The following is a 26,008-nucleotide window of genomic DNA, read 5'->3' on the forward strand; positions in this document are numbered from 1 at the left end:
CTCAGAAGGCTGTTTATTTGTCCAGTGCTTCTGGCCTTGTGGCTGTGACTCAACCGTTGCCGGTGATGTGGCGCTGCTCGTCGGTGTCCATCTGCATCTCGTAGCTGAAGAAGCGATTGCGGCCGTAGGACTTGGCGTTGTAGAGCGCGTCGTCGGCGCGCATCAGCAGCACCTCGGCGGTGGTGCTCTCATCTGGCGTGCAGGTGGTGATGCCGCCAGACAGGGTGATGTGCGCCGCCACCGGCGAGTCCGGGTGCGGGATATGGGCCAGCGCCATCGTGCGTATCAGCGCGCGGGCATAGGTCATCGCACCGGAACGCGGCGTGTGCGGCAGGATCAGCGCGAACTCCTCGCCGCCGTAGCGGCCGGCGCAGTCGCTGGGCCGGCGGCAGGTCTCGCGCAGCAGCTGGGCCACGCGGCGCAGGCAGGCATCGCCTTCGATATGCCCGCGGGCATCGTTGTAGCGCTTGAAGTGATCGACGTCGCAGAGCACCAGCGTCAGCGCGTCGCCATCACGGCGGGCCTGGTCCAGCTCCTGCTGCAGGCGGGCATCGAGCGCGCGGCGGTTCATCAGCCCGGTCAGCGAATCGACATGCGACAGCTCCTGCAGCTGCGCATTGGCGGCGCGCAGATCGTCGGACAGCTGCACCAGCCGGTGGCGCATCTGCGAGAGCCGTTGCATCGCGCGCAGCTTGGCGTGCAGGATCACCGGCGAAACGGGTTTGACCAGATAGTCATCGCCGCCGGCTTCTATGCCCTGCCAGATGGCGCGGTCCTCGCCGCTCTTGGACAGAAAGATGATGGGCGTCCAGCCGCCCGGCTCGGCGGCGCGCATCTGCCGCGCCGTCCAGAAGCCATCGTGCCCGGGCATCTCGACATCCAGCAGCACCAGGTCGGGCCGGTAGCGGCTGAACAGTTCCAGCGCCCAGTCCGGGCTGTCGGCCTCGATGACACGGTGGCCGGCCTGATCGAGCTCGGCGCTCAGCGCGACACGGGCAGCGTTCTGGTCATCGACAACCAGGATGGTCAGTTGTGTATGGGATGAGGGCAGCATGGCATGGGGCCACGCGCATCGGGTGGCTGTCTCGATATCGGCCCGCGAGGCCGGGGCTGAAGGCGGGAATTGAGTTTGTGTCGATATATCGGCGCCTCGCCAGACACGGGCTCTACAGATCCGTCGCCAGTGGCCGATCTCAGGGGCTAAGCCGGGCCGCTGGGGCCTGAAAGGGCGGGCGCGCAGCGCATCGCAAGCACATGACAGAAACCACGCAACTTGAGGCCAAGGTCCTGCTGCTGGAGCATGACGCCGGCCAGTTCAACTGCCTGACCGAGTTCTGCCAGGAAGTCGGCCTGATGACCCTGCCGCGCACGGCGGCCGACGCGCTCACCACGCTGGCGCAGCACAAGGACCTGGGCGGCGTGCTGCTGGCCGAGGACATGCCCTGCGACGGGCCTGATGGCCTGCACCTGGCGCGTGCCATCCACAAGATCAGGCCCGAGCTGCCGATTTTTCTGCGCCGCACCAGCCAGCGGGCGCTGACCCCCGAAGAAGAAGGCACGGTGCGCCATCGCTGGCAGACCGGCGATCTTGACCATCTGCGCGCGGCCATCGATCACACCATCTTCAGCCTGCGCTACCCGACCAGCCTGGTGCGCGGCATCGTCGAGCTGACCACTCAGGCGCTGGGGGCGATGTTCCCGAACGCCAATGTGCAATCCGAGTCGCCCTATGTGGTGCACGATCGCATCATTCACGGCGAGGTGTCGACGCTGATTGCCATCGAGAGCACCTGGTGCCGCGGCTACATGATGCTGCAGACCGAGGAAAGTGCGCTGCGCCAGGGGCTGATCCAGGGCTTCAGCTACCAAGGCATAGGCGGCGACCTGAACTTCCGCGAGCTGAACAATATGCTCGGCGAGACGACCAATCTGATCTGGGGCGCGTTCAAGAACCGCTATATCCCGCCCAAGGCCTTTGCCAATCAGCAGACCCAGGTGCCCATCGTCATCAACCATGAGCACAAATACATCTCCTTCGGTTCGCAGGACCCGCAGCTGTGCATCCGCTACCAGCTTTCTGACCCGTTCCGTCCGGGGCTGCCGCCACTGACCATCGTGCAGCGCTTCATCTTCAATCTGCACTGGTCGCCCGACGAGTTTGCCGAATACGATGCCGTGGCGCCCGATGTTGGCCCGACCGGCGAACTGGAACTGTTCTGATCTGATTTCGCCGCAACGCTGGCGGGAGGAGTTTTCTTTATGGCGATTGTTCTTGTGGTCGATGATTCCAGCACCATGCGCGAGATCGTGGCCAGCTTTCTTCGCCAGAACGGCTTCGAGGTGGCGGTGGCCACCGACGGCCGCGATGGCCTGCTGCAGCTGCGCAGCGACCCCGGCATCCGGCTGGTGATCAGCGACGTCAATATGCCCAATATGGACGGGCTGACCATGGCCGACAAGATTCGCAACGAGCTTGGCAACAAGGATGTCCGCATCGTCATGCTGACCACGGAAGACAACCCGGCCATGCGCGACCGCGGCAAGACCATCGGCGTGACCGGTTGGATCGTCAAGCCTTTCCGCGGCGAGGCGGTGCTGGGGCCGTTCAGGAAGTTTTGCGGGATGACGTGAGCCGGTTTCCTGCGCCAATGAAAAAAGCCGCCTGAGGGCGGCTTTTGCTTTGAGGGCGGGGGCTGAAAGTCCGCCCGCGCGGCGCCTTGTGGTCTTTGCTCACATCGCTGCGCGATATGAGCAAAGCCCCAGTGCTTGTTGGCGCGAACGCGTGGCTTACAGCCCAGCGGCAGCCTTGTGGTCGTCGCTCACATCGCTGCGCGATATGAGCAAAGCCCCAAAGCGGCTGGTCCGCCTTCGGCGTCCTCTGGGCTTTACAGCCCAGCCGCTGCACGCAGCGCAGCCGCTTTGTCAGTCCGTTGGTCTCTGCTCACGTTGCTGCGCAACATGAGCATCGCCCGCGAACCGATGCCTCGCTCAGGCGAGGCGGGCTTACAGCCCCGCTGCAGCACGCAGTGCTGCAGCTTTATCGGTTCGCTCCCACGTGAACTCGGGTTCTTCGCGGCCGAAGTGGCCGTAGGCGGCAGTCTTGGAGTAGATCGGGCGCAGCAGGTCCAGCATCTGGATGATGCCCTTGGGGCGCAGATCGAAGTGCTCGTTGACCAGGGCGGCAATCTTCTCGTCGGAGATCACGCCGGTGCCTTCGGTGTAGACGGTCACGTTCATCGGGCGGGCCACACCGATCGCGTAAGCGACCTGGATCTGGCACTGGCGCGCCAGGCCGGCGGCGACGATGTTCTTGGCCACGTAACGGGCCGCATAGGCGGCCGAACGGTCGACCTTCGTCGGGTCCTTGCCCGAGAAGGCGCCGCCGCCGTGCGGGCAGGCACCACCGTAGGTGTCGACGATGATCTTGCGGCCGGTCAGGCCGCAGTCGCCTTGCGGGCCGCCGATGACGAAGCGGCCGGTCGGGTTGATCAGGTACTTGGTCTGCTCGGTCAGCCAGGCCTTGGGCAGCACCGGCTTGATGATCTCTTCGATGACGGCCTCGTAGAACTCGGGCTTCATCTTGTCGCCCAGGCTCATCTCCGGCGCGTGCTGGGTGGACAGCACGACGGTGTCGATCGAGTGCGGCTTGCCGTCGACATAGCGCAGCGTGACCTGGCTCTTGGCGTCCGGGCGCAGGAAGGGCAGACGGCCGTCCTTGCGCAGCTGGGCTTGGCGCTCGACCAGGCGGTGGGCGTAGTAGATCGGCGCGGGCATCAGCTCGGGCGTCTCGTCGCAGGCATAGCCGAACATCAGGCCCTGGTCGCCGGCACCGATATTCAGGTAGTCGTCGCTGGCGCGGTCAACGCCCTGGGCGATGTCGTTCGACTGCTTGTCGTAGGCCACCAGCACCGCGCAGCCCTTGTAGTCGATGCCGTACTCGGTGTTGTCGTAGCCGATGCGCTTGATGGTGTCACGCGCGACCTGGATGTAGTCGACGTGGGCGTTGGTGGTGATTTCACCGGCCAGGACGACCAGACCGGTGTTGGTCAGGGTTTCGGCGGCCACCCGGGACAGGGGGTCTTGCGTGAAGATCGCGTCGAGGATGGCATCCGAGATTTGGTCGGCGACCTTGTCAGGATGGCCTTCGGAAACCGATTCAGAAGTAAAGAGAAAATCGCTGCTCGCCACTTTTACACTCCTTGTAGTCAGTCAATCGGCGTTGCCGTGCTGGTGGAGTCACGCGGCGAACGCTTTAGCGGCATTTGTTGAGCATCGCTGCTCGGCGGAGATTTGATTGCTCGAATACACCCGCATCGCCCCGCAAGTTGTCCTGTTTAACTCGGCGATCCGGCCATTATAGGAATGATGTTCTTGCTTCGCTTGCTGTCAAAGCTTCCACTTGTGGTCTTGCATGCCTTGGGGACCTTGGGCGGCTGGCTGAGCTGGTCCTTGTCGCCGTCCTACCGTGCGCGCTGTGCTGCCAACGCAGGGCTGGCCGGCTTGAGTGCGGCAGATCGACGCGCGGCGGTGGGCCATGCCGGCCGGATGATTGCCGAGCTGCCCTGGCTGTGGTTGCGGCCTGTTTCGCGACCCTTGGGTTCGCGGGTGCGCTGGGAGGGGGCGGAGCTGATTGAACAGGCCTTGCAAGCCAGTCATGGCCTGGTCTTCATGACCCCGCATATGGGCTGCTTCGAGGTCACCGCGCAAGCCTATGCCGAGCGCTTTGCACCGCAGGGCTGCCCGGTGACGGTGCTGTACCGGCCGGCGCGCAAGCCCTGGATGCGCGAGGTGGTCGAGCAGTCGCGCGGCCGCCCCGGCCTGGCCACGGCCCCAGCCAGCCTGTCCGGTGTGCGGCAGATGATTCGCGCCCTGCGCCGCGGCGAGGCGGTCGGCCTCCTGCCCGATCAGGTGCCGCCGCAGGGGCTCGGTGTCTGGGCTGATTTCTTCGGCCAGCCGGCCTACACGATGACGCTGGGCGCGCGGCTCTTGCAGCAGACCGGCGCAGCATCGCTGGCCATCTTTGGCGAGCGGCTGAGCTGGGGGCGCGGTTTTGTCATCCATGTGCGGCCGGGACCCGACATTCCCGCCGATTCCACGCCAGAATGCGCAGCCGCGCTGATCAACAAGGCCATGGAAGCAGTCATCCTTCAACAACCCTCGCAATACCTCTGGGGCTACAACCGCTACAAGGCGCCGCGCCCGCAGGAGGCCGAGGCGTGATCGGCGGGCTGTTTTCAAAAGCATTCTCCTGGCTGGGGGCGCAGCTCTTCATCGGCCTGCTGTGGCTCTTGCACTTTCTGCCGCTGCCGCTGCTGGCGGCCTTGGGGCGTGGGCTAGGCGGGCTGCTCTGGGTGCTGGCGCGCTCGCGCCGGCGGATTGCGCTGCGTAATCTGGAGCTGTGCTTTCCCGAGCTTGATGGCGCGCGGCGCGAGGCGCTGGCCCGGGAACATTTCGCCTGGCTGGGGCGGAGCTTCCTGGAGCGCGGCCTGTTGTGGTTTGCCTCGCCGGCACGGCTGCAGCGCCTGATGCGCATCAAGGGCAATATCAAACTGGCCGAAGAAACCGAGCAGCCCATCATGTGGTTGTTGCCGCATTTCGTCGGCTTGGAATGGGTCGGCCCGGCGCTGATGCTGAATCAGAAGCGACCCGGCGTCGATGTCTACCAGCGCCAGAGCAATGCGGTGCTGGACGCGCGGATGCTGGCCGGCCGTGCGCGCTTCGGCCAGACGGCCTTTGTTGATCGCCACGACGGCATCCGTCCGGTGCTGCGCCTGATCAAGCAGGGCTACGCCTTTCTGAATGCGCCGGACATGGACTTCGGCGAGAAGGACTCGGCCTTCGTGCCCTTCTTCGGCGTGCCGGCCTGCACGCTGCTGGCGCCGGCGCGGATGGCGCGCAGCGTCAATATGCGGGTGCAGCCGCTGGTGGTGACCATGCTGCCTGGCGGCCAGGGATACGAGGTCGAGGCCTGCGAAGCGCTGGACGGCTACCCCAGCGACGACCCACTGGCCGACGCCCGCCTGCTCAACGCCTGGCTGGAAGCGCGCATCCGCCAACATCCCGCCCAGTACCTGTGGGTGCACAAGCGTTTCAAGACCCGTCCGGCCGGCGAGGCCTCGCTCTACCAGTGTCGCGGACGATAATCGGGCGATGAATTTGCGCTTCACCAAAATGCAGGGCGCCGGCAATGACTTCGTCGTCATTGACGCGACGCGCACGCCACTCGCGCTGAGCGAGGCCCAGCTGCGTCGCCTTGGCGATCGCCGCTTCGGCGTCGGCTGCGACCAGATCCTTGTCATTGAGGCCAGCCCGGCCGAGGGCGTTGACTTCCGCTACCGCATCTTCAACAACAGCGGCGAAGAGGTCGAGCATTGCGGCAATGGCGCGCGCTGCTTTGTCCGCTATGTGGTCGACAAGGGCCTGAGCGACAAGCGGACGATCCGCGTGCAGACGATGAACAAGATGCTGGAGCTGCGGCTGCGCGACGACGGCCGGGTCACCGTCGATATGGGCGCGCCGTTCTTCGAGCACGCGGCGCTTCCCTTTGATGGCAGCGACTTGCAGCCCCGCGCTGAGGGTGGCTTCGAGCTCTGGCCGCTGGCGCTGGCCGGCGGCGCGCGGTGCGAGGTGGCCGTGCTGTCGATGGGGAATCCGCATGCGGTGCAGCGTGTTGCCGATGTCGATACGGTACCGGTGCTGGACTGGGGGCCGCAGATTGAGGCCCATCGCTGCTTCCCGCGCAAGGTCAATGCCGGCTTCATGCAGATCATCAGCCGCAAGGAAGTGCGCCTGCGCGTCTTCGAGCGCAGCGCCGGCGAAACGCTGGCCTGCGGCACCGGCGCCTGTGCCGCCGTCGTGGCCGGCATTCGCCTGGGTTGGCTGGACGAGGCCGTCGAAGTCCATGCCCGCGGCGGCGATCTGCGCATTGAATGGGCCGGCCTCAGCCAGGGCCTGGACGCGCCGGTGCTGATGACAGGCCCGGCGACCACTGTTTTTGATGGAGAGATCAGCCTGTGAGCACCCCCCCCGACAGCTCCGCCACCGGTGCCACCGCCACCGCGCCTGTGATCACCGAGCAGGACATCGCCAACTTCCTCGCCGCCACGCCGAGCTTCTTCGAGCGCCACGCCGAGCTGCTGGCGAGCGTGCAGCTGAGCCATCCGCATGGGCAGCGCGCGGTGTCGCTGCAGGAGCGCCAGGCCGAGATGTTGCGCGACAAGATCAAGGGCCTGGAGCAGAAGATCGTCGAGATGATTCGCCACGGTCAGGAGAACGTGACGATCGCTGACCGGCTGCACCGCTGGACGCGCAGCCTGATGCTGACCGCCAACGCCGCCGATTTGCCGGCGGTGCTGCTGCGTGAACTGCGCCACCACTTCATGATTCCGAGCGCCGGCCTGCGCCTGTGGCAGCTCGCTGAGACTCACGCCGAGGCGGCCTATGCACAGGCTGTCAGTGCCGATGTGAAGAGCTTTGCTAGCAGCCTCAGCCAGCCCTATTGCGGCGTCAACTCGGGCTTCGAGGCGGCGCGCTGGTTGACCCAGGGACAGGACGATGACGGACAGGATGCCGCAAGCGTGGCCTCGCTGGCCTTGATCCCGCTGCGCGATGCCAAGGGCCGCGTCTTTGGCCTGCTGGCCCTGGGCTCGCCGGACCCGACCCGCTACACCGCCGAAATGGGCACCGAGTTCCTGGCCCGCATCGGCGAACTGGCCAGTGCGGCGCTGGTGCGCCTGCTGCCGCCCGATGACGCTGCCGCCGACTGAGCTGCAACAGCGCTATCTGACGCATCTGCGCGTCGAGCGCCGGCTCGCCGCCCGCAGCCTGACGCTGTATGAAGACGCGCTCACCCGGCTGAACGGCCTGGCCGAGCGCGACGCGGTCGATCTGTTGCGCCTCAGCAGCGCCCAGGCGCGGCGCTGGACGGCCGAGCTGCACGCCAGGCAAGACCTGGCCCCACGCAGCCTGGCCTTGCTTCTGTCGGCCTGGCGCGGCTGGTACCGCTGGCTGGGGCGCGAACGGCTGGTCGAGTTCAATCCGATCGAAGGCCTGCGCCCGCCCAAGGCCGCCAAGCCGCTGCCCAAGGCGCTGGCGGTGGACGATGCGGTGCAGCTGGCCGATTACCGCGATGCCGAGGCCGATGCCGCCATCGAGGCCCGCGACCACGCCATCGTCGAGCTGCTCTATGGCTGCGGCCTGCGCATTGCCGAGTTGGTGGGCCTGGACGCACGGCCGGGGCCCGAAGCGGCGGGCTGGATCGATCTGAGCAATGCCGAGGCCCAGGTGCTGGGCAAGGGCGCCAAGCGGCGCAGCGTGCCGATCGGCAGTGCGGCGTTGAAGGCACTGCGGGAATGGCTGGCGCTGAGGCCGCAGCTGCTGCGCGGCGAGAACCCGGCCTTGTTCCCGGGGCCACGCGGCGGGCGCATCAGCGCGGCCTATGTGCGCCTGCGCCTGAAGCAGCGTGCACTCGCCGCCGGCATGCCCAGCCATGTGCATCCGCACATGCTGCGTCACAGCTTTGCCTCGCATCTGCTGCAGTCCAGCGGTGATCTGCGCGCGGTGCAGGAACTGCTGGGGCACGCCAATATCGCGACGACCCAGGTCTATACCAAGCTGGACTTCCAGCACCTCGCCAAGGTCTATGACGCGGCCCATCCGCGAGCCAAAAAACGCTGAGCTGTCCGTGCGAATGCTCCGGGGCAGTCAGACTGCGGTATGGTGCGCGCCTATGTCGAAGTCTTGCCCGATGCCCTGCCGTTTCCGACCTGCCGCCCTGGCGCTGGCGGTCCTGACCCTGTCCGCGACCCCGGCTGTCGCTGCTGATGAAAGCCCGAAACTGGCGCGCCCTGCTTTTCTGCAAGCTCAGCCTGCGGCGCTGGAATTCAGTTGGACGCCCTTGAAGATGCCCAACGACACCCGCACCGCCTTGCTGGGCGGCAGCTATATGGTCGCGATGGACGAAGACTGGGGCATTGGACCCACGGTGTACGGTGCTGCCAAGGGCAATTTCGGCGGCCTGTTCACTGTCGGCTTCACGGCCCAGCATCGCAAGCGACTGGGGAGCAGCACCTACTTGGCGACCAGTCTGTATGCAGGCGCCGGCGGTGGCGTGAGCATGCCTGACGTGCGGTTCGGCGGCGGGCTGATGCTTCGCCCAGAAATCTCATTGCGCAATGAATGGGGCAATTGGTCCGGCGGGCTGAGCCTCTCGCATGTGCGTTTCCCCAGCGGGAATATCCGCGGGACCTCGATCGGTTTCGTGCTCGGCTATGCCGATGGCTTCCGCAGCTTCTCGCCCAGCAGTGCGGGCAAGAAAGCCAGCAGCTACCGCCGTACCGGCATGGGCTTTGACGAGATTGGCTTGAACGTCGGCAGTTATCGGCCGAGGCATTCGGCCCTGGGGCGTGACGGCAGTCCGCTCGGCCGCCAAATCGGGCAGGTGGGGGCCGCGCTGCGTCAGTATGTCAGCGATGGCGCGTGGTGGGGCCTGGAGGCGGCGGGGGCGAGCTCGGGCGGTGCCGATGGCTATATGGAAGTGCTGGGCATGCTCGGCGAAGACTATGAGCTCGTTGCTGGACTGCCCCGGCTGGGTTGGCAGGCGGGCGTTGGACTTGGCGGCGGCGGCAATCTGAATACCGGCAGTGGCTGGCTGGTCAAGGCCGGTCCGACCTTGCGCTGGAAGACGCCTTGGGGGCCTTCGTTGCGTCTTGAGGCTGGGTTTGTGGGGCGCCCCGCGGGCAGCTTCAACGCCAACTTCCTGCGCCTCAGCGCCTCGCTGCCGCTGGATCGGCTGAGTGACGTCTACGCAAGCAGCGGCGATGCTGAGGGGCGAATCGCCAATCAGGTCGTCGGCGCGAGCTTGCAGCATCTGCGGCGGGTCCGTTTCAAGGACGGCCGCGAAGAGAGTGTCGGCCTGCTTGGTATGCGGATCACGCGCGATCTGGGGCCACATGTCTATGGCATGGCGCAGGCCGGCAGTGCGGCCTTCGGCAGCGCGGGCGCCTATTCCTATGGCTTGCTGGGTCTGGGCTTGCAGACGCAGCCCAGCGCCGGCATGCCAGTGTCGGTAGGCCTTGAGATGGGGCTTGGCGCCGGTGGTGGTGGTGGCATTGCCGTCAGTGGCGGCGCCATTGCGCAGACCGAAGCCTGGGCCGAGTGGCAGTGGGAACGGGTGCGCCTGCATGCCGGCCTGGGCCAGTGGCGCAGCCTTCGCGGCCAAACGCAGAGTTCACCGTCGTTCAACCTCAGCGTCGGCTACGCCTTCGGGGCACTCTCCCGCTGATCGCCAGCGCCCTGGGGCACACAGCGGACTGCGGCGACAATTGCCGCATGAAAGTCATACGTCTACGCGCCGGCAAGGAGCGCTCGCTGCAGCGCCGTCATCCCTGGGTCTTCGAGGGCTCCGTGGCCAAGGGGAAGGCCGATGCAGGTGAGACCGTCCGCGTCGAATCGCAGGAGGGCGAGTTCCTGGCCTGGGCCGCCTTCAGTCCAAATTCGGCGATTCGGCTGCGGGCCTGGAGCTTCGATGAACAGGAGCGCATCGACGCCGCCTTCTTCCAGCGCCGCATTGCCGCTGCGCTGGCAATGCGCGCGCGCTTGCCGATTGCGTCCAACGCCGTCCGGCTGATTCATGGCGAGGCGGACGGCCTGCCCGGTCTGATCGTCGATCGCTACGGAGATACGCTCAGCGCCCAGTTCGGGACGGCCGGGACCGAGCGCTGGAAGGCTGTGATTGTGGATGCGTTGCTGTCGGCTACCGGCCTCACCCGCTTGTTTGAGCGCTCCGATGCCAGTGTGCGGGAGCTGGAGGGATTGCCACCGGCGACCGGCTGGTTGGCGGGCGAGGGCAGCACCGAGCTGACCATTCAGGAGCACCAATGGCAGCTGAGCCTGGATGTCGCCGAGGGCCACAAGACCGGCTACTACCTTGATCAGCGCGATAACCGCAAGAAGTTCGCCGACGCGGTGCGCCAGTACGGCTGCCAGCGAGTGCTGAACTGCTTCAGCTATACCGGGGGCTTCTCGGTCGCCGCGCTGGCCGGTGGCGCCAGCGAGGTGATCAGCGTCGATTCTTCCGCACCGGCTCTGGCGCGGGCAACGGCGCATGTCGCACTCAACGGCTTTGATCCGATCCGCCATCAGGCGCTGGACGCTGATGTGAACCACACCCTGCGTGACTGCCTGAAGCAGGGGCGGCGCTTTGATGCCATCGTTCTGGACCCGCCCAAGTTCGCCCCGACCGTCGCCCATGCCGAGCGCGCCGCGCGTGCCTACAAGGACATCAACCGCCTGGCCCTGAAATTGTTGGAGCCGGGCGGATTGCTGTTCACCTTTTCCTGCTCCGGCGGCATCAGCCCCGATCTGTTTCACAAGATCGTCGCGGGTGCCGGACTGGATGCGCCGGCCGATGGCTTCATCCTCGACCGCGTTGGCGCCACGCCAGACCATCCGCAGACGATCTGTTTCCCAGAGGGGGAGTACCTGAAGGGCCTGCTGATCCTCAAGCGCTGACGGTCCAAATGCTGCTGTCAGGGGTCAGGTCTTGCCTGATTGCACGGCTTGGTAAAACTTTTCCCTAGGGGCATCACTTAAGGGACAACACGCCCCCTCTGATGAGGGGGGTGTTTTCGGGCTTTGCCCGGTGACAGCCGTGCGAGCTACGGCCATGATGAACCCATGTCATTGCAGTGACTTTCAATCGCACTGCGGCATCGGTTAACAGACCCCCAAATAACCTATCGAGGGTAGACATCATGCAAAAGACTTTCCGCCTGGCAGCTCTGGCTGCTGCCACGCTGGCGCTGTCGGCGTCGGCCATGGCTGGCAACACCGGCAAGTTCATGGCTGGCTTTGAGCCTGACGCCACGGGCATCACGGCGCTGACCGGCAACTCGAGCGCGCCGAGCAACTGGCGTTTCGCGCCTGGCCAGGTTTTCAACGGCGTGGTCGGTGCGCTTGACGGCGTCGCTCGCTTGAGCTTTGAGAATGCTGGCGGTAGCTGGGCCTGTTCTGGTTCGCTGCTGGCCGGCGGTCAGTACGTGCTGACGGCTGCCCACTGCGCCGACGACTTCACCAAGATGACCGTGCAGTTCGGCTGGTACGCTGGTACCGCCCAAGTGACCCGCAATGTGTCGGTGGGCAATGCCTACGTCTATGGCGGCTGGGATGGTAGCCTGGACACAGGCGCCGACATCGCCATCCTGAAGCTGGACCAGGCCGTCACGACGATCAACGGCTACAAGATCAGCACCACCAATGATGTGGGCAAGCAGCATCTGATCGCTGGCTATGGCACAACCCAGAACGGTGCGACCAATGCCGCCACCAACTGGAACGACGGCAACTACGGCCACTACGCCTACAACACCTTCGACACCGATTCGAAGACCTTCAATGAGAAGGTTGGCGCAGGCTGGGATGCAGCGAACCCTGGCGATCCCTGGGGTTATGACCCGGCGTACTACAAGCACGGCGTCACCTATATGGTCGACTTTGACCGCCAGAACACCACCAACAACACCATGCAGCGCGTTGCCGACAAGTACGGCATCACCGCCTGGAACAGCAACACCGGCGTGAGCGGCGAAGGCCTGATCGCTGGCGGTGACTCCGGTGGTGGCGACTTCGTCTGGAACGGCACCGAATGGCTGCTGTCCGGCGTGCACAGCTGGGGCTGGCAAGGTTGCAGCACCTTCGGCCTGAACTGCGACGTCAGCACCAAGAACAGCTCGAGCTATGGTGACCTGTCCGGTTCCACCGCCGTGTTCTCGCATGCCCAGTGGATCAATTCGGTGACCGCCGCCGTGCCGGAACCCCAGACCTATGCGCTGATGATCATGGGCCTGCTGGCCGTGGGCTCGGTGGCTCGCCGCCGCAAGCAAGACTGAACGAACGCCTGCCCGCAGCTGCGCTGAACCAAGGCGCAGTGAAGATGGGTAAGGTTTGATAAGGCCGCACATGTTGCGGCCTTTTTCGTTTCCACTTGCCGGACTGCGATTCAGGCCGCCCGCGCAGGCAGGGCGAGCCGCGGTTCAAACTTCGCCCGGTGCACGCTGAAGAAGGCTTTGACATTGCGTACATTGGCGTGTTGCGTGAACAGCTGCTGCACCAACCGGTGGTAGGCCGCCATATCGGCGACCTGCAGCACCAGCACCAGATCCGGTCCAGGCGAGACCCGGTAGCACTGCTGCACGGCCGGGTGGGCCACGGCGAGCTGCTCAAAGGCCAGCAGATGCTCGGCGCCCTGCTTGTCCAGCGTGACTTCAACGATGGCGCTCAGCCCGGCGCCGAGCTTGTCGGCCGACAGGATGGCGATCCGCCGTTCGATGATGCCGGCCTCGACCAAGCGCTTCACCCGGCGCAAACAGGTGGCCGGCGACACCAGCGCGCGGGCGGCCAAGTCCTGGTTCGAGAGCGAGGCATCCTCTTGCAGGCAATCCAGGATGCGCAGATCGGTGGCGTCGATATCCATGCTTGAAAATTTCACCTTCAACAATTTTGTGAAATCTATCACCATCAATGGTTGGTAATGAATGTTTATTGCAAATTGATGGAAATTTTGCATGCATCTATTTTTGACGGCTGACTACGATGCGCCCAGCTCTTCTCCAACACTCACAGGGAGTTCCGTATGTGTGGCATCGTCGGCGCCGTCAGTCAGCGCAATATCGTCCCCATCCTGATCGAAGGTCTGAAGCGCCTCGAATACCGCGGCTATGACTCCTGCGGCGTCGCCGTGCACCAGGGCGGCGAGCTCAAGCGTGCGCGCAGCACCTCGCGCGTGGCCGAGCTGCACAGCCAAACGGCCGAGGACGGCATCGCCTCCGGTACCGGCATCGCGCACACCCGCTGGGCCACCCACGGCGCACCGGCTGTACACAATGCTCACCCGCATTTCTCGCCTGGCCCGAACGCTGCCGCCGGAACTGCCGGTCGCATCGCGCTGGTGCACAACGGCATCATCGAGAACCACGACGAGCTGCGCGCCGAGCTGCGCGGCCGTGGCTATGAATTCCACAGCCAGACCGACACCGAGGTGATCGCCCATCTGGTTGACCATCTCTACCACGGCGACCTGCTGGAAGCCGTTCAGCAGGCCGTCACCCGCCTGCGCGGCGCCTACGCGATTGCGGTGTTCTGCCGCGACGAACCACATCGCGTTATCGGTGCCCGCGAAGGCTCGCCGCTGGTGCTGGGCGTAGGTGTCGAAGCCGGGCAGGGCGAAAACTTCCTGGCCTCGGATGCCATGGCTCTCGCAGGCGTGACCGACCAGATCGTCTACCTGGAAGAGGGCGATGTCGTCGACCTGCAGCTGGGCCGCTACTGGATCAGCAACCGCAATGCCGAGACCGGCCGCTACGAGACGCAAAACCGCGAGGTGCGCACCGTGCAGGCGCACAGCGGCGCCGCCGAGCTGGGCCCCTACCGTCACTACATGCAGAAGGAAATCTTCGAGCAGCCGGTGGCCATTGCCAACACGCTGGATGGCGTGACCGGCATCAGCCCTGAACTCTTCGGCGACGGCGCCTTCGGGATCTTCAAGGAAGTCGACTCGGTGCTGATCCTGGCCTGCGGTACCAGCTACTACTCCGGCTCCACCGCCAAGTACTGGCTGGAATCGATCGCCAAGATCCCGACCAGCGTCGAGATCGCCAGCGAATACCGCTACCGCGACAGCGTGCCAAACCCGCGCACCCTGGTCGTTACCATCAGCCAGAGCGGCGAAACCGCCGACACGCTGGCGGCGCTGAAGCACGCCCGCTCGCTGGGCATGAAGCACACGCTGACGGTCTGCAATGTGTCGACCAGCGCGATGGTGCGCGAGTGCGAACTGGCCTACATCACCCGCGCCGGCGCCGAAATCGGCGTGGCCTCGACCAAGGCCTTCACCACCCAGCTGGTGGGTCTCTTCCTGTTGACGCTGGCGCTGGCCCAAACCCGTGGCCACCTCAGCGAGGAACAGGAAGCCGAGCACCTGAAGGCGCTGCGCCACCTGCCGGTGGCCGTGCAGGCGGTGCTGGCTCTGGAGCCGCAGGTGATTGCCTGGAGCGAGGAATTCGCCCGCAAGGAAAACGCGCTCTTCCTCGGCCGCGGTCTGCACTACCCGATCGCGCTCGAAGGCGCGCTCAAGCTCAAGGAAATCAGCTACATCCACGCCGAGGCCTATCCGGCCGGCGAACTCAAGCACGGCCCGCTGGCCCTGGTGACCGCCGAAATGCCGGTGGTGACGGTGGCGCCCAACGACGCGTTGCTGGAAAAGCTCAAGAGCAATATGCAGGAAGTCCGCGCCCGTGGTGGGCAGCTCTATGTGTTTGCCGATGGCGACACCAAGATCGAAAGCGAGCCGGGCCTGCACGTGATTCGCATGCCCGAGCACTACGGCGCACTGAGCGCCATCCTGCACGTCATCCCCTTGCAGCTGCTCGCTTACCACACCGCCTGCGCACGCGGCACGGACGTGGACAAGCCTCGTAACCTCGCAAAGAGTGTGACGGTAGAGTGAGGCAAGACCTGACCCTGGTGACTGTTCTTGGGAATTAAAGTCGTGAACAGGGAATTAATGTCGTAAACACGGGCTGAGTTCCCATGCGGCCTGGCGACCAAAAGCCGGATTGCGGGAACAGGCTCGTCTTCGCGGCTGACGCCGAACGGCTAAGCCGGGAGTTGAATCGCCCCTGGTTTCGAGGAGGCTCACGGCCTACGTTCGATCAGCAGCTTGCGGATCTGGGATGTGGTTCTGGCATTCAATGGGCTGTTCATCCAGTTGATTACCCAGTGGGGCTGAAGCGTAGAGAACACCAGTCTCCCAGGTACTTCAGGGTGAACAAGCTATTGAAACATCACACCTAGTTCTCCGTGCGTTGGATCTGCGGCGGCTCGCCCCTCCACGGAGACTGTCGAGCAGGTTTGCTTACCAACAGCACTGCCAGCGCAACTAGAAAAACGCCAAAAGCGATTGGCTGTTCACTGTCGAGCCCGAGTTCAATGAAGGCAGCAAGGGGGCCCACCAATGCGGACGCCATTGACGCAAAAACAGGGCCTTCTTGGGAAATGACGTGGAACAGGAGCAAAGCGGCGCCGGCCGTGCAGGCAGCGCCGAGCAACAGCAGGAGAAGAAGGTCTACAAGCAGGTCATTGCCCGCGTAGGGACTCTGATTGATGGCGTAGAACGGGGCCAGCAATACGGAAGCTGCCACCAGGCTTCCACACGCCTGCGCGAGGCTGCTTAGCTTTCCCTGAAACCTGCGCGACATCGTGATGGCAGTCGCGTACGACATAGCGCCGAGAACGGCACTCGCCCATCCAGCGTTGGCCGACTTCACCGAAGCCCCGTGGAAATCAGCAAGCGAGTACAGGCCCGAAAGCAGCATGCAGATGGCGAAGACCTGCCGGAGCTTGATGGGCTCGCCGTAGAGCATGGCGCAGAACAGGATTGCGAAGACGGGAGTCAATCCGTTCAGCGCCGACAGATGGCTGGCTGGCAGGAAGATCGATGCGTAGGAAAAAAGGAAAAAGGGTGCCGCAACGTTTGCCATGCCCAGCAATGTGAGTGAGGCTGCGTGCGGGCGAAGTTCGCCGGCGGAGCGCCAACCCCGACCCATCACGAACAAGATGCAGGCGCCTATCAGCGTTCGCCAAAAGGCAACCGTAGATGCGCCAAACACGGGAGCCAAGCGATGGAGGAGGATAAACGCGATGGCCCAAAGCAGGCCAAGCAACAAGACCTTGAGGTAGCGAATGATGGGCTCCCTATTGCGTGCGTTGGGAACCGGCCGCGTGACCGATGTCCAGTCGATACCGCATACCCGCGAATGAAATGCCACTGAGCCGCAGATACGCATGCGCCACCGCTTCTGCAAGCGTCACGCCAGCGCCAACAACGTGTAGAACTCGCCCGCCACTGGTTACAGGAAGCCCTCTTGGCCCTTTGACAATGTTTGCCAGAAATACTCGAGTGGGCGGCTCATCCGCATCCAGTCCGCTCACCTCAAACCCAGACTCAAACGGTCCAAAGGGCCAGCCCGCGGAATCCTTGGTTCCCGCCACGCCCTGCACTGCGGCGACCGAGCACCTTGAGCGGCCGTCCATTTGAATGCCGAGACGATCGAGCGAGCCATCAAGCATCGCGGCAAAGACGCTGTGTGCGGACGTTGTGATGCCTGGCAGAAGGACCTCGGCCTCCGAATCCCCGCATCTGACATTGATTTCCAGCACGCGTGGGCCGTCTGCAGTGCACATCACGCCAACATACAGAAAGCCGCTCAAGCGAAGACCTTCCTGAGCGAGTCCTTGAATCATCGGCGTAAAGATGACCCGCTCAAGTTCGGCCAGGAGTTGCGGGTCCTGATCGCTCGGAGAGAGCGTGGAGCCCATGCCATCGCAGTTCTTTCCAAGATCGCCCTCATAGGTACGCTTGTAATCCCGGACCAGCGGCAACAGGTGATAGCCGGACTCGGACACCATGGCGATGCAGGAATACTCGCGTCCCGCGACCAGTTCTTCGACGATGACCAGGTCTGTTGCTGAGCCGGTCGAAATGAAGAACCTGGCCGCAGCTTCTACGTCAGCGCCGTCATGACAGAGGATGGCGCCGTCGCTAACGTCGCGTAGTCCATCCGCTTTTAGGACACAGGGCGTCTGGATCCGGGAGCAATTGGCGAGAATGTCTGCTGCACTGGCTTGCGCCAGCGTTTGAGGACTTGGTATGCCGTGGCGCTGGCAGAAAAGTCGGCCGAAGGATTTGCTGCACTCGAGTTGGGCAGTTGCCTTGTCGGCGCCGACGACCTGGTAGCCCAGCGCTCTGAAATAATCCACAACACCGCAGCTCATTGACTCGATGTGTGACACAACGATGAAGTCGATGTCGAGTGGCTGAAGGTGGGCCTCCATCGCCTCGAAATCCAGCAAAGGAATCGGGTTGATGGGCGACAGGATGCGTGGATGCGTTATCAACGCATTGCCAGGAAGGTAGTGCACCACGACGGCTGGCGAAGTCCGCACGAACCAGTCGCACAGCGCGTGACCACGCCCCGTACTATCAATCACGGCGACATGCTTCATGCTTCGGCAGCGCTCTTGTTCAGTGCACCTGGTGTCTGTAGAGCAGCGGGCGCGAGGTAGCCAGGAAGCGAATCAAGATAGAGCTGTGAAGAATTCAGACGGATGAGGGCACCGATCGCAATCTGCCGCTTGACCTCAATGCTATCTGCCGCATAGGGGCCAACGATGTTGGCGAACCAAGCCTGAGAGTGCTTCGCATCAATCTGGATGTGAAGCTTTTGGTACTCGATGCCTGACTCAGGCAGCCCCAAGCGGCGCCAGGCCTGCACGACGCGCTTCATCCGGCGCGGTGTCAGGTGCTCAACAACGCCGAAGTACCCAATGGCTTTGAAGAAGTGCTCTCGATTCGTGCCGAACATGGCTGTTAGGTTGCCTGAGACTTTGGTCGGCAGCCAGACATCTTTAGTGTCCCGCTCAAGGTCAATATCAAGGTGGCGCAGTGACTGGCGAAACAGATCAGTGTGCACGCCAGCGGCGCCCAGCCCCCCTCCCATTTCGTCGTTGTAGTTACTGGCGAGCTCGAGTCGTGCGGGGCCACTGGTACCAAATTGAAGCTGGCAAAGGATGTCGTCAAACCTTGGGTCCAAGTTGGTCTCTTGGATCAGAAAGGAGCGCAATTGGCTGACCGTCACATCGGTTGCGATGAATTGCTCGTAAAACGGATGATGACTGGCAGGGTGTTCCGCGATTACTTGCTTCAACCACAGCAAGTAGGCGGCTGAGTCATTCGGCACCTGGGCGACCGTTTCCTGTAGCGCTACCGTTGTGAACTCGCGCAACAGCGCAGGCTCCAACACGGCCTTAATCGTGCTCACGAGGACGCGCTGGTCGATGCCGATCTTCGGCCATGTCTTTGGTTGAAAGTCTTGTTCGTAGACGAGCGCCAGCAGCGAGTGAAATTCACTGTAAGCGTGCGCATCAAGACCAGTGAATGCAGCACCTACGATTTGCCGACAAGTTTCGCGGGCATTGAAGATCTCATCGTCAGAGGCTGGCTCAGTTCGAGGAATGAGCTTGGCGAGGTCGTTCATGTTGGGCTGTTCTTCGTGGAATTGATCGGTTGAACAAGTTTGTGGGCAAGCCACAGCGAGGTCTGAATGACGAGCTGGGCGAAGGGGCCAGCAAAGAGCGGGGAACTTGCCGCCGTTCTCCCTAAGGAATGCCACACAAATTGCTGCGGACTTGGCTGAGAACGCGTGCGACAACGGCTGCAGCTGTGCGGGGAATGCAGCAGCCGACGATGCCGGCTGCCCGTACATCCTGACCGCCACGCAAGTGGCAAATCGCCGGCTCGCGCTTGGTCATTGCGCCATCTCCGCGGCGCAGGCTTCAATCTGGCGCACTGCTTCGCACAGGGTGTCCTCCGGGATGTTGAGGGCGGGCATGAATTTGACTACTTCGTCGTTAGGTCCGCAGGTCTCGGTCAGGACGCCCCGAACGAGCAAGCCCCGTCGGAAAGCTTCGGAACGACTCGGACTGTCGAACCGCAATCCGACGAAGAGGCCGCGTCCAACCGGCGTGGCATGTCCGCGCATGTAGCCGTTGGTGATTCGACTCAGGGCGTCATGAAGGAGTTTTGACCGGTGCGCGATGCCGTTTTGAAAGGACGCGTCGCGCCAGTACTCAAGTGCAGCAGTCGCGCCAACGAAGGCCAGGTTGTTTCCTCGAAATGTTCCGTTGTGTTCCCCGGGCTCCCAGACATCCAGCTTCGGGTGAATCAAGGTGAGTGCCATCGGCAAGCCCGAACCGCCGATGGACTTCGACAGACATACGATGTCTGGATGGATGTCCATTGCTTCGAAGCTGAAGAACGTCCCACAGCGGCCACAGCCAGCTTGAATGTCATCGACAATGAGTAGGGCACCGAGATCCTTCGCTAGCGCCGCAAGTGCGCGCATCCATGCGTCACGTGCGCAGTTCAGTCCACCCTCGCCCTGCACCGCTTCCACGATGAACGCTGCGGGGGCGTCGTAGCCGCTGCTGGCGTCCAAGAAGAGCTTTCTCGCCAGCCCTACCGTGTCAATCTCCGGGCCGAAATATGCATCGTAGGGTAGACGCAGTGTGTCGCCCAGCGAAACACCGGCTGCCGAGCGCTTTGCTCGATTGCCGGTCAGCGCAAGCGCACCGAGTGAGACCCCGTGATAGCTGTTGGTGAATGCCGCGATCGCTCGCCGCCCCGTGACCTTGCGCGCGAGTTTGATAGCTGCTTCGACGCAGTTCGTGCCTGTTGGTCCAGTGAATTGCACCCGATAGTGGAGCGCGCGCGGCACGAGGATCGTGTCGCGAAACTCCTGCAGGAATCTGGCTTTGGCTGCCGTGGCGAAATCCAGCGTCTGAAGGATGCCGTCGTCGTCCAGGTACCGGATGAGCGCCTGCTTGATCAGTGGGTCGTTGTGGCCGTAGTTGAGTGAGCCGGCCGCGCACAGAAAATCAATATAGCGATTGCCGCGCTCGTCGAAAATGCAACTGCCCTGAGCTCTTGTGAATACGACGGGTGTACTCCTGCAGTAGCTTCGTACTGCCGACTCCATGTCTTCAATCAATGAGAGGTCTGCGCTCGCCGCCCGGCTGGCCTGGGCTTCGACAAGGTTTTGGACGGGCATGGAACACATTTCAGAGTGAGCGCAAGGGTTGCGCGGTCGTGCTGCTGGCCTCGTCCGCCGCTAGGATGCGTGGGGCTGCGGCCTTTAGATAGAGCTCGGTCACCAAGGCGGTGAGCACGGAGGCGCTGGTGAGCGCGACGAAACCGGTGATCGGAATCAGCCCAGCGGCATATGCGCTGCCGGCGAGTACGAGGCCAGGGCCGCCGCGTGTGTTCATCGCAATGCCATAGTCGAGCCTGCGCTCGCCTGGACGTCGGATGAACCCGGCCGCCAGGCTGACGCTGGTGATCTTGATGACTGACGACCAAAGGATAAATACGCCCACAGCCTCGAGGCTTACGATGGACGACGGCTGGATGCCAAAGCCGACGCAGGTGAAGTAGATCGGCGCTCCCAAGGTCACAGCCAGGGCCTGACTCCTGCCAATGGCAGTGCCAAAGACGTCACGGTGAGGTGCGACTGCCAGACCGCACAGGACCATTCCGATCACCGGCTCCAGGCCGGCAGCATGCATCAAGCCGATGAACAGAAGCGACGTGGCGAGCAGCAACATCCAAGGGGCCTCGCGTCGCCGCCTGCGCAGGCCGTGCGCTAGGCCCTGGAATGCCAACCCGGCGAGCGCGCCGGCGGCCAACGTGAGGCCCAGGCCGCGCAACACCTGTTGAACCAATGTGTCCACAACCAGGCCGTTGCCTTGGCGAAGGTTCACCGCCACAGAAAACAGGGCCCAGACAAGGATGTCGATGAAGCAGGCGGCCAGCAGAAGACCGTGGGCAAATGGGCTGCGCTGCAAGCCAACGTTCAAGAAGATTTTGGTGAGAAAAGGCACCGAGCAGACCATCACGCCTAGGCTGAGGGCGAGGAAGTAGGCTAGGCGTGCCCCGTCGCCAGCAGCCTGCAGGGTTGCATCAGGTGCCAGCGCAGGGATGTGACCCACGGTGATCAGGCCGACGGCAAAGGCTGCGACGCTAGCCGCCAGCAGAGTGCCGACCTCAAGCAGGTGCCGTTGTAGGCTTGTGATCTTCAGGTCGGCACAACTGGAAAAGACCAGCAGGTACAGCGCGGCGGTCTGTGCCGCCGATGCGGCGCCAGCAGCGGGTCCTGCAGATAGTTGCAGCCCGAACTGCACGCACAGGCCGCAGGCACCGAATGCCAGCCCGAGTGCTAGGTACACGAGGATGTCGGGCACCCAGGACGCCAATCGAGGCCGGACGATGCACACCGCCACGAGCGAGGCGCTAGCCAGTAGTCCTAGAGAAGCGAGGCCGGAAGACATGGGATCACCCCGCGTTGTCGAGTCGAATGAAGCCGCTGCCCGGCCGGGACTTCCGCCCGTGTCCGGGACTCAATTGGCGACCGTCCCGGGCGCTAGCTCGGGGGCCAGCGTCAGATAGCAGGGATAGTCCGCTTGGGCGGCACGGACAAGATTGAGGTCGATGGTGACGCTAACGACGGGCTGTTGCGGCGTGGTCACGGCCAGCACTTCACCACCTGGAGCGATGATGAACCCACCGCCACCGAAACGTTGGCCGTCCGGAGCATGACCAGAGCGGTTGGAGGACAGGACGTAGCAGCCGCTCGCCAGCGCCGCCATTCGGCCGGCGATTAGCCAATTGTCGGCACCACCGGTACAGCGCGGCGCGACAATGACATTGCAGCCATTGCGCGCGAGCTGGCAGGCCAACTCTGTAAACATGAGCTCCGTGCAGATCAGGGCACCGAGGCGCATATCTTCGAAGGTCGCCGTCTGTGCCAGCATAGGCTGAGCCTCAAACCAACTCTGCTCGTAGAAACCGGCCTCCTCGGGTAGGCGGGACTTGGCATGGAAGGCGTGCACCGTCCCCTCGCGAACCAGTACGGCCTCGTTGACAAGCCGCTGTCGGCCCAGGCGCGGGCGTGTTAGCAGGGCGGAACCGCGACGACGCGCGGCCAGCCTAGCCAGCAGCTCCTCGTGCAACTGCACGCTGGACCTGGCCGCCTCGATCTCGAAATCCTGCTGCGAAGCAAGCCATGGTCCGCAGGGCATTTCATTGAACAAGACCAGGTCGGCCTCAGCGGCTTCCATTTGGGCGGCGAGTTCTTCAGGGGTGCTTCCGTGCACCAACTCCATGGCAGCTATACGCATCAGGCCTCCTGCCGGGCCGTCAGGACGTGAAACGGGCAGCGGTCGCTGCGCTCGCGGTTCTCCTCAACAATGCCGTATTGCCACCACTCGATCTCGCCCGCCTGGTAGGAGCCCAGCTGGTGACAGTGAGCCAGGCCGTCGTAGTGTTCAACACGCTGGCGGATATGCGTCCGCATGGCACGGCCTTCCGGCGTGTTACCGGCCACGATGTCGAAGCGTTCGCGCGGATTCACAATGAACAGCAGGTGATCACCCAGGTTGCGGCTGCGTCGCGCGCGGTGCAGGGGCACACTCATGTTGACAAAGAGCTGCATGCTGTCGAAGCACATGGACCAGAAGGGCTCGTGTGGGTCCCGCGCCACGCCATTGGGCCAGTCCTCAAGATCCAGGCCATGCCAAGCCTGCAGCACCTGCCAGCCGAAGGCGTGGTATTGCTCGAGTGTGTCGAAGCGGGCTGCTTGCAGCGAAAAGGCGACCACAAGGGGGCGGGCCGTGTTGATGGAACCGTTCCACTGGCGCGACAGTGACGTGTATTGGCGCAGGTCCGCCGCAGACGCAGCGAGTCCGGCCTCGTCGCTCTGTTCGACGAATGAATAGCAGATGAGCTTTCGCTTGAAGGCGTTCTGCGAAAACGTGCAGGGGAACTCAGAGGGCGCGCGCAGGCGCTCCCCAAGCTGTTCATGGACTTGGCGGTGCCAGTCTGAGTGCCCCGGACCAAGCGTGTCCAGATGGGCTTGCTCGATAAGTGCCATGGGTCCTCCGTTCAGGCCTGCGTGGCAGGTTCGTGGGCGATGCGTTCGGCCAGGGCGCGCACCGTGGGACCGGTCAGGAAGTCATAGATCGTGACCCCCGCATCCAAGTTGCTGTTGATTTCCGCAAGTGCCTCGGTGACCAGCATCGAATAGCCGCCAAGATCGAAGAAGTTGTCGTCGAGTCCGACGGACGAGACATTGAGGATGCTGCTGAAGATCCTCGCAATCTCCTGCTCGGTCGACGTGTGCTTCTCCTCAACGGCGCCTTGAACGCTGGCCACGCGTTCGAAGGCCTTGACGATGGTGGGACGATCTACCTTGCCATTGGGGTTCAGCGGAAAGGCCGTGACGAACTCGATATGAGTGGGGATCATGAAGACTGGTGCCCGACGGGCCAGGGCCTTTCGCACCTCGGCGGCCAGCATCTCGGCGTCAGCGGGCAGGCCGTCCACGAGCAGCATTGCGGCCAGCGTCTCGGCGTTGCCAGCTTCCAGCTTGACGGCGACGGCGTCGCGCAGCCGCACATCCTGGCGCAACAGTGATTCAACGTCACCCAGGTCAACGCGGTTGCCGCGGATCTTGACCTGGTGATCGGCTCGTCCCTCGAAGACCAGGCCCACGTCAGGCAGCCAACGGCCGAGGTCGCCGCTGCGGTAGGCGATCTGGTCCGGCACCTCAGGGTCGGCGATGAACTTGCGGCGCGTCGCGGCCAGGTCATTGACGTAGCCCTTGCCGACGCCGACGCCGGCGATCACGATCTCACCGACCTCGCCTGGCGATACTGGCCGGCCGCTGTCGTCCAGCAGGTGGACACGGGTGTTCGTGATCACGTGCCCAGCCGGCACGCCCTGCTCGATGTAGCGCTTGTAGTCGGAGAGAACGTGAAAGGTTGAGACGTCGCTGCATTCGGCCGTGCCATAGACATTTGCTACGCGCGTCGTAGTCGTTGAGGCTTCCGCCCAGGCCTGCAGACGTGCTGCATTGATCGGCTCACCGCCGAGGAAGAGGCAACGGAGACGGCCAGCGGCCGCGCGCTCTGGACTTTCGGCTAGCGGGTAGAAGGCGCTCGGTGCGCAGTTGAGCAGGCTGATCTCGTCACGACGGATCTGGTCCAGCACTGCCGCAGCGTCGATTGTCGGGAATGGGCAAAGGTGGAGCTGCCCGCCAGCAAGCAAGGGCATGACGATGGCCCGCTGAGTGATGTCAAAGCTGAAGGAGCTGACGATCAGTGCGCGGTCCTGGGGACTGATCTTGAATTCGTCGACGAACCAGGACATCAGGTTCATCCAGCCGGCCTGGTGCACCGCCGCCGCTTTGGGCGTGCCCGTCGAACCTGAGGTGAAGACCACGTAGACCAGGTCGTTGGGGGATAACTCTGGCAGTTCAAAGGTGTCGGCGAAGGCGGCGATGCGCTCACGGTCGCGGTCCAGGTGCAGACGGGGGGCGCCGAATGGCGGGCGCGTGCCCAGGCCCTTCTCGGTGGTCAGCACCAGGGCCATGTCCACAGCGGCGCACATCTGCGCCACGCGTTCGGGCGGGTACTCCGGGTCTATGGCCGCGTAGGCTGCGCCCGTCTTGAGCACGCCAAGGATGGCAATGATCAGCTCCACGCTGCGCTCGACGGCAATGCCCACCAGGTCTCCGACGCCAATGCCGCGCGCCACGATCGCATTGGCCAGGCGGCTGGATGCACTGTCGAGGTCGGCGTAGCTGAGGGTACGACCCGCCATGGAGACGGCCGGCGCATTCGGGTAGGTCCGGGCGATATCAACAATGCGGCCGATCACGGTCGGCGTGCGCGCGCTGGAAGTGCGGCGATGGATGAAGATGGGTTGGGCTTGCATGGGTTGGTTCTGCTGAAGGGGCTATTCGTCGAGGTCAAGCGCGGAGCTCTCCGCGTTCTCCAGGGTGCCGCGCATGAGCTTCCAGGTTTCCTGACTAACGGTGTAACTGTTATCCCAGAGGTGGCCGCGGTTGATGGCTTTGCCGCAGTGAATGAAGGACTCGTATACGTTCACCACGATGGCGGTACGTGGCAACTTGCCGTTGCGTTCGCGGAAGAGCTCCAGGACCGCGGGGTCGTGTGTGATCGAGGCTTCGCCCTTTACGCGCAGGCACTCCAGCAGACCCGGTGCCAGGAACATCAGGCCGATCTCGCGGTGCTTGAGCAGTCCAGTCATGCAGTCCAGGCGATGGTTGCCTGAGCGATCGGGAATGACGAGCGTGTGCGGGTTCAACACTTTGACAAAGCCTGGCGCATCGCCGCGTGGGCTAACCTCGATGCCGATGTCGGGATTGCATGCCGCAATCACCACGAAGGGTGAGTGCTCGATGAACTTGATTGCCGTGCGGTCCAGTTCATCAAGTACGGCCAGAAAGCGTGTGCCCGGGTAGAGGCTGCGCAGCTTGTCTTCCGAATCGACGAGGTATTCGCAGGTCTTGGTTTCGGTGAGCATCACGGGACTCCT

The 26,008-nt window shown here is 63.7% G+C and carries 22 protein-coding genes and 2 pseudogenes; 12 read left to right on the top strand and 12 right to left on the bottom strand.

The genetic code is table 11. From position 1 onward, the window contains the following. Window positions 1-49: 49 nt before the first annotated feature. Window positions 50-1,054, bottom strand: coding sequence for a GGDEF domain-containing response regulator (locus RQP53_RS10365; protein ID WP_315650230.1), 1,005 nt, complete (start codon window positions 1,052-1,054; stop codon window positions 50-52). Between the two features lie 200 nt (window positions 1,055-1,254). Here RQP53_RS10365 and RQP53_RS10370 point away from each other — a divergent pair, with 200 nt between their 5' ends. Further along, on the top strand, window positions 1,255-2,220 hold the full coding sequence (locus RQP53_RS10370) for a chemotaxis protein CheX (protein WP_315650231.1): 966 nt from the start codon (window positions 1,255-1,257) through the stop codon (window positions 2,218-2,220). Between the two features lie 39 nt (window positions 2,221-2,259). Beyond that, window positions 2,260-2,631: a response regulator gene (locus RQP53_RS10375; RefSeq protein ID WP_315650232.1), complete on the top strand. Its 372-nt coding sequence runs from the start codon at window positions 2,260-2,262 to the stop codon at window positions 2,629-2,631. 372 nt (window positions 2,632-3,003) lie between these two features. Here the strand turns inward: RQP53_RS10375 and metK are convergent, their stop codons facing one another. Then, window positions 3,004-4,188, bottom strand: a complete 1,185-nt coding sequence (metK, locus tag RQP53_RS10380; RefSeq protein ID WP_315650233.1) for a methionine adenosyltransferase — start codon at window positions 4,186-4,188, stop codon at window positions 3,004-3,006. A gap of 174 nt (window positions 4,189-4,362) precedes the next feature. Between metK and RQP53_RS10385 the strand changes: the two genes are divergently transcribed. From RQP53_RS10385 to RQP53_RS24750, 9 genes and pseudogenes are all read left to right on the top strand, one after another. After that, window positions 4,363-5,220, top strand: a complete 858-nt coding sequence (locus RQP53_RS10385) for a lysophospholipid acyltransferase family protein (RefSeq protein ID WP_315650234.1) — start codon at window positions 4,363-4,365, stop codon at window positions 5,218-5,220. Continuing rightward, a complete protein-coding gene (locus RQP53_RS10390) occupies window positions 5,217-6,143 on the top strand; it encodes an LpxL/LpxP family acyltransferase (RefSeq protein WP_315650235.1) in 927 nt (308 codons plus the stop codon). Before RQP53_RS10385 ends, RQP53_RS10390 begins: the two co-directional genes overlap by 4 nt. Before the next feature lie 7 nt (window positions 6,144-6,150). Next, window positions 6,151-7,017, top strand: a complete 867-nt coding sequence (gene dapF, locus RQP53_RS10395; RefSeq protein ID WP_315650236.1) for a diaminopimelate epimerase — start codon at window positions 6,151-6,153, stop codon at window positions 7,015-7,017. Beyond that, the gene (locus tag RQP53_RS10400) at window positions 7,014-7,766 is read left to right on the top strand and encodes a DUF484 family protein (protein ID WP_315650237.1); all 753 of its coding nucleotides are present in this window, start codon (window positions 7,014-7,016) and stop codon (window positions 7,764-7,766) included. The genes dapF and RQP53_RS10400 overlap by 4 nt, the downstream gene beginning before the upstream one ends. After that, the gene (locus RQP53_RS10405) at window positions 7,747-8,676 is read left to right on the top strand and encodes a tyrosine recombinase XerC (protein ID WP_315650238.1); all 930 of its coding nucleotides are present in this window, start codon (window positions 7,747-7,749) and stop codon (window positions 8,674-8,676) included. The genes RQP53_RS10400 and RQP53_RS10405 overlap by 20 nt, the downstream gene beginning before the upstream one ends. Before the next feature lie 226 nt (window positions 8,677-8,902). Then, on the top strand, window positions 8,903-10,282 hold the full coding sequence (locus RQP53_RS10410; protein WP_315650239.1) for a hypothetical protein: 1,380 nt from the start codon (window positions 8,903-8,905) through the stop codon (window positions 10,280-10,282). A 47-nt stretch (window positions 10,283-10,329) separates the two neighbouring features. Beyond that, window positions 10,330-11,511 carry a class I SAM-dependent rRNA methyltransferase gene (locus tag RQP53_RS10415; RefSeq protein ID WP_315650240.1) on the top strand — a complete coding sequence of 394 codons (1,182 nt, stop codon included), beginning with the start codon at window positions 10,330-10,332 and terminating at the stop codon, window positions 11,509-11,511. A gap of 329 nt (window positions 11,512-11,840) precedes the next feature. Then, window positions 11,841-12,425, top strand: a pseudogene (locus RQP53_RS24745) (trypsin-like serine protease); the annotation flags it as partial. 369 nt (window positions 12,426-12,794) lie between these two features. Then, window positions 12,795-12,887 (top strand): annotated as a pseudogene (locus RQP53_RS24750) (PEPxxWA-CTERM sorting domain-containing protein); the annotation flags it as partial. Window positions 12,888-12,997: 110 nt separating this feature from the next. Here the strand turns inward: RQP53_RS24750 and RQP53_RS10425 are convergent. Then, window positions 12,998-13,471, bottom strand: a complete 474-nt coding sequence (locus RQP53_RS10425; protein ID WP_315650355.1) for an Lrp/AsnC family transcriptional regulator — start codon at window positions 13,469-13,471, stop codon at window positions 12,998-13,000. A gap of 159 nt (window positions 13,472-13,630) precedes the next feature. Between RQP53_RS10425 and glmS the strand changes: the two genes are divergently transcribed. Beyond that, entirely contained in the window at window positions 13,631-15,502 is a 1,872-nt protein-coding gene (glmS, locus tag RQP53_RS10430) for a glutamine--fructose-6-phosphate transaminase (isomerizing) (protein ID WP_315650242.1), read from the top strand. A gap of 343 nt (window positions 15,503-15,845) precedes the next feature. On the opposite strand, the gene RQP53_RS10435 is transcribed toward glmS, so the two are convergent. From RQP53_RS10435 to RQP53_RS10475, 9 genes are all read right to left on the bottom strand, one after another. Further along, window positions 15,846-16,841 (bottom strand): DMT family transporter, encoded by a 996-nt coding sequence (locus RQP53_RS10435; protein ID WP_315650243.1) that lies wholly within the window; start codon window positions 16,839-16,841, stop codon window positions 15,846-15,848. Further along, on the bottom strand, window positions 16,750-18,060 hold the full coding sequence (locus tag RQP53_RS10440; protein WP_315650244.1) for a phosphoribosylamine--glycine ligase: 1,311 nt from the start codon (window positions 18,058-18,060) through the stop codon (window positions 16,750-16,752). The genes RQP53_RS10435 and RQP53_RS10440 overlap by 92 nt, the downstream gene beginning before the upstream one ends. Next, window positions 18,057-19,091 carry an iron-containing redox enzyme family protein gene (locus RQP53_RS10445; protein WP_315650245.1) on the bottom strand — a complete coding sequence of 345 codons (1,035 nt, stop codon included), beginning with the start codon at window positions 19,089-19,091 and terminating at the stop codon, window positions 18,057-18,059. Before RQP53_RS10445 ends, RQP53_RS10440 begins: the two co-directional genes overlap by 4 nt. Window positions 19,092-19,361: 270 nt before the next feature. Continuing rightward, the gene (ectB, locus tag RQP53_RS10450) at window positions 19,362-20,663 is read right to left on the bottom strand and encodes a diaminobutyrate--2-oxoglutarate transaminase (protein WP_315650246.1); all 1,302 of its coding nucleotides are present in this window, start codon (window positions 20,661-20,663) and stop codon (window positions 19,362-19,364) included. A 10-nt stretch (window positions 20,664-20,673) separates the two neighbouring features. Continuing rightward, window positions 20,674-21,939, bottom strand: coding sequence for a cation:proton antiporter (locus tag RQP53_RS10455; RefSeq protein ID WP_315650247.1), 1,266 nt, complete (start codon window positions 21,937-21,939; stop codon window positions 20,674-20,676). A gap of 69 nt (window positions 21,940-22,008) precedes the next feature. Next, window positions 22,009-22,773 carry a carbon-nitrogen hydrolase family protein gene (locus RQP53_RS10460; RefSeq protein WP_315650248.1) on the bottom strand — a complete coding sequence of 255 codons (765 nt, stop codon included), beginning with the start codon at window positions 22,771-22,773 and terminating at the stop codon, window positions 22,009-22,011. A 14-nt stretch (window positions 22,774-22,787) separates the two neighbouring features. Then, window positions 22,788-23,540, bottom strand: a complete 753-nt coding sequence (locus tag RQP53_RS10465) for a YqcI/YcgG family protein (protein ID WP_315650249.1) — start codon at window positions 23,538-23,540, stop codon at window positions 22,788-22,790. Between the two features lie 11 nt (window positions 23,541-23,551). After that, on the bottom strand, window positions 23,552-25,327 hold the full coding sequence (locus tag RQP53_RS10470) for a non-ribosomal peptide synthetase (RefSeq protein ID WP_315650250.1): 1,776 nt from the start codon (window positions 25,325-25,327) through the stop codon (window positions 23,552-23,554). A gap of 78 nt (window positions 25,328-25,405) precedes the next feature. Then, window positions 25,406-25,996 carry an MSMEG_1061 family FMN-dependent PPOX-type flavoprotein gene (locus tag RQP53_RS10475; RefSeq protein WP_315650251.1) on the bottom strand — a complete coding sequence of 197 codons (591 nt, stop codon included), beginning with the start codon at window positions 25,994-25,996 and terminating at the stop codon, window positions 25,406-25,408. Between the last annotated feature and the right edge of the window lie 12 nt (window positions 25,997-26,008).

The sequence above is a fragment of the Roseateles aquae genome (assembly GCF_032337115.1).
In the GTDB taxonomy this organism is placed as follows: domain Bacteria; phylum Pseudomonadota; class Gammaproteobacteria; order Burkholderiales; family Burkholderiaceae_C; genus Roseateles_C; species Roseateles_C aquae.

Excerpts from the sequence above, each read along its gene's own strand:
- RQP53_RS10365 (WP_315650230.1), bottom strand. The coding sequence starts at position 1,054 with ATGCTGCCCTCATCCCATACACAACTGACCATCCTGGTTGTCGATGAC.
- RQP53_RS10370 (WP_315650231.1), top strand. The coding sequence starts at position 1,255 with ATGACAGAAACCACGCAACTTGAGGCCAAGGTCCTGCTGCTGGAGCAT.
- RQP53_RS10375 (WP_315650232.1), top strand. The coding sequence starts at position 2,260 with ATGGCGATTGTTCTTGTGGTCGATGATTCCAGCACCATGCGCGAGATC.
- RQP53_RS10385 (WP_315650234.1), top strand. The coding sequence starts at position 4,363 with ATGATGTTCTTGCTTCGCTTGCTGTCAAAGCTTCCACTTGTGGTCTTG.
- dapF (WP_315650236.1), top strand. The coding sequence starts at position 6,151 with ATGAATTTGCGCTTCACCAAAATGCAGGGCGCCGGCAATGACTTCGTC.
- RQP53_RS10405 (WP_315650238.1), top strand. The coding sequence starts at position 7,747 with ATGACGCTGCCGCCGACTGAGCTGCAACAGCGCTATCTGACGCATCTG.
- RQP53_RS10410 (WP_315650239.1), top strand. The coding sequence starts at position 8,903 with ATGCCCAACGACACCCGCACCGCCTTGCTGGGCGGCAGCTATATGGTC.
- RQP53_RS10415 (WP_315650240.1), top strand. The coding sequence starts at position 10,330 with ATGAAAGTCATACGTCTACGCGCCGGCAAGGAGCGCTCGCTGCAGCGC.
- RQP53_RS10425 (WP_315650355.1), bottom strand. The coding sequence starts at position 13,471 with ATGGATATCGACGCCACCGATCTGCGCATCCTGGATTGCCTGCAAGAG.
- glmS (WP_315650242.1), top strand. The coding sequence starts at position 13,631 with ATGTGTGGCATCGTCGGCGCCGTCAGTCAGCGCAATATCGTCCCCATC.
- RQP53_RS10435 (WP_315650243.1), bottom strand. The coding sequence starts at position 16,841 with ATGCGTATCTGCGGCTCAGTGGCATTTCATTCGCGGGTATGCGGTATC.
- RQP53_RS10440 (WP_315650244.1), bottom strand. The coding sequence starts at position 18,060 with ATGAAGCATGTCGCCGTGATTGATAGTACGGGGCGTGGTCACGCGCTG.
- RQP53_RS10445 (WP_315650245.1), bottom strand. The coding sequence starts at position 19,091 with ATGAACGACCTCGCCAAGCTCATTCCTCGAACTGAGCCAGCCTCTGAC.
- ectB (WP_315650246.1), bottom strand. The coding sequence starts at position 20,663 with ATGCCCGTCCAAAACCTTGTCGAAGCCCAGGCCAGCCGGGCGGCGAGC.
- RQP53_RS10455 (WP_315650247.1), bottom strand. The coding sequence starts at position 21,939 with ATGTCTTCCGGCCTCGCTTCTCTAGGACTACTGGCTAGCGCCTCGCTC.
- RQP53_RS10460 (WP_315650248.1), bottom strand. The coding sequence starts at position 22,773 with ATGGAGTTGGTGCACGGAAGCACCCCTGAAGAACTCGCCGCCCAAATG.
- RQP53_RS10465 (WP_315650249.1), bottom strand. The coding sequence starts at position 23,540 with ATGGCACTTATCGAGCAAGCCCATCTGGACACGCTTGGTCCGGGGCAC.
- RQP53_RS10475 (WP_315650251.1), bottom strand. The coding sequence starts at position 25,996 with ATGCTCACCGAAACCAAGACCTGCGAATACCTCGTCGATTCGGAAGAC.